Below are 4,905 nucleotides of genomic sequence, written 5' to 3' on the forward strand. Positions count from 1 at the left end.
GATAGATTGACCTCCCTCTCTCCCTCCTGCTATACTCGTCTTCGCCCAGGCAAGCAGGTGCAGCTCATTTGTCGCCTGCGCTGCCCTCGCCCGCTCCTTCTTATCCAGATTCAGTAAGGAGAACTGCGCGCATGGAAAATTTATGGGCTCCCTGGCGCATGGCGTACATCACGCCAAAGGATCAACAGGCGAAGTCCGATGAGTGCATCTTTTGTAGCAAGCCCGCCGCCAACGACGATGCCAGCAACCATATCGTCTACCGCGGCGAGCGCTGCTTTATGATGCTCAATCTCTATCCCTACAATAACGGCCATCTGATGATCGCCCCTTACCGCCACGTGCCCAGCATTACGGAGCTGGAGGCGGAGACGCTCGGCGAGCTGATGGCTCAGGCTCAGCTAGCTCTGCGCGCGCTGCGCAAGCTGATGGCCCCCGATGGCTTCAATCTGGGGATCAATGAGGGGAAGGTGGCCGGCGCCGGCTTCGCCGACCATATGCATCTGCACGTGGTGCCGCGCTGGCTCGGCGATACGAATTTTATGCCGGTGATCGCCGATGTGAAGGTGATCCCCGAGCATCTCGATAATGTCTATCGTCAGCTCAAGGAGACGCTCGCCACCCTCCAGGGGAGGTGAATAAGGGCAGGGCCAGCCCCCGGCGCGCTCGCGGCTCGCGGCGCTGCACGCTGGCGCTTCCTGGCCGCCTACGGTCCAAGACGCCCGAGCAGACCAGCGCCGCCACGCCAGGCCGGGCCTCGCGCCGCCGGCTTCTTGCCTCTACGCTTCTGTTGTGCTATAGTAACGTACTAAGCCGCATAGCTTAGCTGGTCAGCGATGTGGCCTCTCCGTTGCCAGTTCCGAACAAGAGGGGGTCTGATCAGGTGCCCGAGACAAGGCAGTTGTTGCTGATCGCTCGCCATAATAATCAGCGCCTCTTCTCCGACTACTTCCTCGATGAGGTGCTTCCCAATCAGCCCGAGTGGCAGAAGCTGATCCCCACTGCGGAGCGCGTGCAGCGGGAGCTGCGCCAGCGCTATGAGCGTTTCCGCCCGCTGCAGAAGACGGCCAATGAGGCTCAGACGGAACATGAATGGATTCAGCCGGTGCTGGAGACGCTGGGCCACATCTTTACGGTGCAGCCGTCGCTCCAGGTGCCCGGCGGCACGCAGAAACCTGACTATGTCTTTTTTGAGACGGAAGCCGCACGCGTGGCCTGCCAGGGCCTCCCTCTCGATGAACAGGCCTCGGAGCGCGGGGTGCTCGCCGTCGGCGATGCCAAGTACTGGGACCGCCCCCTCGATCAGATGACCCGCTCAGCTTCAGAGGCTTTCTCGAATAAAAATCCTTCCTGGCAGATCTTCTTTTATATGCTGCATAGCGGCCTGCCCTGGGGCCTGCTGACCAACGGTCGCAAGTGGCGCCTCTACCACCGCTCGACCGCCCATAAACTGGATGTCTTCTATGAGGTCGATCTGCCCGAGCTTCTGGAAAATGGCGACCCTCAGCAGTTCCTCTATTTCTACGCCTTCTTCCGACCGGAGGCATTCCGACCTCTCTCGCCTCTCTCGCTGGATCATCTGCTGACGGCCAGCAGCGAGTCGGCCCAGCGCGTGCGCGAGAATCTGCGCGAACAGGTCTACGATGCCCTGCGCCTGATCGCTCAGGGCCTCTTCCAGTTTCCGCGCAATGAGCTGGTCCCAACGCCGGAGAACCGCCGCCTGGTCTATGAGCATGCGCTGATCCTGCTCTACCGCCTGCTCTTTATCTTCTATGCGGAGGCCCGCCAGTTGCTGCCGGTGGAGAGCGGCACGATCTATAGCAAGCGCTTCAGTCTGCGGCTGCTGGCACAGCAGGCCTCGCGCTTGCTGCAGGAGAAGACGGCCTTACCCAACGTGGCCCTGGTCTGGGCCCATCTGAAGACGCTCTTCGAGAGCCTGCATGCGGGCAATCGCCTGATGGGGGTCAGCGTCTTCGACGGCGGCCTCTTTGATCCGCAGAAGGCGCCTTTCCTGGAGCAGTACGCGGTCGGCGATGAGGCCCTCTGTCAGGCCCTGGAGCTGCTGGCCTATGCGCCCGATCCACACGATCGCAGCCGCAAGGTGCCGATCGATTACCGCGATCTGTCGGAGCGCCACCTGGGAACGATCTATGAGGGGCTGCTGGAGTATACGCTCTATGTGGCCGAGGAGCCAATGGCCGAGCTGCAGGCGACGAGCGAGGTGGTGCCGCTCTCTCAGGTCAATGGCCGCGCCGTCGCCCGCCGCTATGAGCCGGGCGAGGTCTATCTGGTGACCGATAGCGGCCAGCGGAAGCTGACGGGCAGCTACTATACGCCGGATTTTGTGGTCAAGTATATGGTGGAGCGCACGCTGCAGCCGGTCCTCGATGAGGCGCTGCGCAAGGCACAGTCGCAGGAGGAGCGCATTGCGGCGGTGCTGGGGATCAATGTGCTCGATCCGGCGATGGGCAGCGGCCATTTTCTGGTGGAGGCGCTGGAGTTTCTGGCGCGCTCGCTGGTGGAGCTGGGCGCCGTGCCAGAGGAGGGAACGGGCGAGACGGATGTGGTCTATTGGAAGCGGCGCGTGGTGCAGCAGTGCCTCTATGGGGTGGATCTGAATCCGCTGGCGGTGGAGCTGGCGAAGCTGTCGCTCTGGCTGGCGACGGCGGCCCGCGAGTATCCGCTGAGCTTTCTGGACCACCACCTGCGCCCGGGCAATGCCCTGGTGGGGTCCTGGCTGGCCGAGGCGGCGGCGGGACGCCATCCGCTGGCAGGCCGCCTGGAGGAGCTGGCAGGCGCTGAGTCGAGCGCCAATGGCCGCCGCGGTCGCAGCCGCACGGGGAACGGGCCCGCCCGAAGCAGGCCGGCACCAGCCCCCAGCGCGGGCAACGCGACAGGCGCGGACGGCGAGGCTGGCACGGGGTCAGCCGGGGAGGAGCCGCAGCCGCTGCAGTTGGTGCTGCTGGAAGACGAGGAGTTCCGCACCGGAGTGGGGGAGGCGCTGCAGTGGATGAGCGAGATCGAGGGGATTGAGGGGCGCTCGCTGGCTGAGGTGCGCCACCAGGAGGAGGTCTACGAGCGCCTGCGCAGCCACTTTATTGCGAAGTACCAGGGGATTCTGGATCTGGCGACGGCTCTCTTCTATGGGGTGGAGGTTAAAGAAGGCTGGTGGGGCTGGCTGACGGCCTATGCGGTGGGGAAGCCAGAAGCCTATGAGTATGAGCGGCAGGCGCTGGAATTGCTGGATGCCGCCCATGCCCTGAGCCAGCGTCGCCTCTTCTTCCATTGGGAGCTGGAGTTTCCCGAGGTCTTCCTGGCTCCCGATGGCCGCCCGCTGGGCGAGAAGGCCGGCTTCGATGTGGTGATCGGCAACCCACCCTATGTACGCCAGGAGAAGCTGGGAGAGGATAAGCCCTTCTTCCAGGCGCATTACGCCGTCTACCACGGGCAGGCCGATCTCTTTGTCTATTTCTTTGAGCAGGGCCTGCGCCTGCTGCGCCCGGGTGGCCGCCTGGCCTATATCAGTAGCAATAGCTGGCTGCGCGCCAATTATGCGACGGCCCTGCGCCAGTTCCTGCGGACGCAGACGACGGTCGAGGAGCTGATCGATCTGGGCAATACGCGCATCTTCGCCGATGCGCCGGACCTCAGCCCGGCCATCCAGATGGTGCGCAAGGCGCCGCCGCCGCCAGGGAGCCAGGCCCAGGTGGCGGTCTTCACGCGCAGCGAGGGGGTCAGGGATTTTGCCCACCGCCTGGAGGAGCTGCGCTTTGCGGTGACGATCGGCGATCAGCCCGATAGCGGCTGGCAGCTCCGCAGCGATGCCTCGCGCCGCCTCTTCGAACGCCTGCTGACCAGCGGCAGGCCGCTGAAGGAGGTGGTGGCCGGACGCATGTATCGCGGCGTGCTGACGGGCCTGAACGAGGCCTTCATTGTGGATACGGCGACGCGCGAGCGCCTGGTGCAGGCCGATCCGGCCAGCGCGGCCCTGCTCAAGCCGCTGGTGCGCGGCGAGGACCTGCGCCCCTGGTACCAGGAGAACGAGGGCCGCTGGCTGATTTGCATTCCGAGCGGCTGGACGCGGGCGACGTTCCCCAGGGCCGATGAGGGCGAGGCCGCAGCCTGGCAGCAGCTTGCCGAACGCTATCCTCACCTGGCTGCCCATCTGGAGCCGTTTGCCAACGCCGCCAGGAAGCGCTACGATAAGGGTCAGTTCTGGTGGGAGCTGCGCGCGTGCGATTACTACGATGCGTTTGAGACGACGAAAATCTTCTGGCCTGACATGGCCAAGTACCCGCGTTTCTCCTGGGATGAGAAGGGCTACTTCTGCAATGATAAAGGCTTTATCCTGGAAGCTATAGATTTCTCGCTTCTGGGCCTTCTCCAATCACGCGTGATCTGGTTCTGTATCTCAAATCTCTGCGCTCCACTCGCCGAGCGAGAAGGGCTGATGATTTACCAGCAAAAGATACAATACATTGAGCGCCTGCCCATTCCCGAGCTGAGCGAGGAGCAGCGCCAGAGGATCGGCGCCCTGGCCCGGCAGCTCACCGAGGTGGCCCAACAGCGCTATAGCCTGCGGCGCCGCACCACCCAACGCATCATCAAAGACCTGGGCGCCGGCCAGACCAGGCTGAGCGAGCGCCTCCAGGAGTGGTGGACGCTCCCCTTCGACACCTTCCGCGAAGAGCTGCGCCGCAGCTTCAAACGCGACATCCCCCTCAAGGATCGCGACGAGTGGGAGGAGCTGCTTTCCGAGCGCCGCCAGGCAATCGAACAGCTCACCGCCGAGATCGTCCACCTGGAGACCGCTCTCAACAACGCCGTCTACGACGCCTTCGCCCTCGATCAGCCAGAACGCACCCTGATCGAAGAAGAAACCCGCTATCGCTACGGCGAGTGGTGAGA

The 4,905-nt window shown here is 63.8% G+C and carries 2 protein-coding genes; both read left to right on the forward strand.

The genetic code is table 11. The features are described 5' to 3' along the window. Positions 1-131: 131 nt before the first annotated feature. Positions 132-635, forward strand: a complete 504-nt coding sequence (locus tag IRZ31_RS20180) for an HIT domain-containing protein (protein ID WP_297157201.1) — start codon at positions 132-134, stop codon at positions 633-635. A 245-nt stretch (positions 636-880) separates the two neighbouring features. After that, entirely contained in the window at positions 881-4,903 is a 4,023-nt protein-coding gene (locus IRZ31_RS20185; RefSeq protein WP_297157204.1) for an N-6 DNA methylase, read from the forward strand. Positions 4,904-4,905 lie beyond the last annotated feature (2 nt).

The sequence above is a fragment of the Thermogemmatispora sp. genome (genome assembly GCF_019683635.1).
Lineage (GTDB): Bacteria > Chloroflexota > Ktedonobacteria > Ktedonobacterales > Ktedonobacteraceae > Thermogemmatispora.

Bases quoted from the DNA above. Each gene is read 5' to 3' on its own strand.
- IRZ31_RS20180 (WP_297157201.1), top strand. From the start codon at position 132: ATGGAAAATTTATGGGCTCCCTGGCGCATGGCGTACATCACGCCAAAG.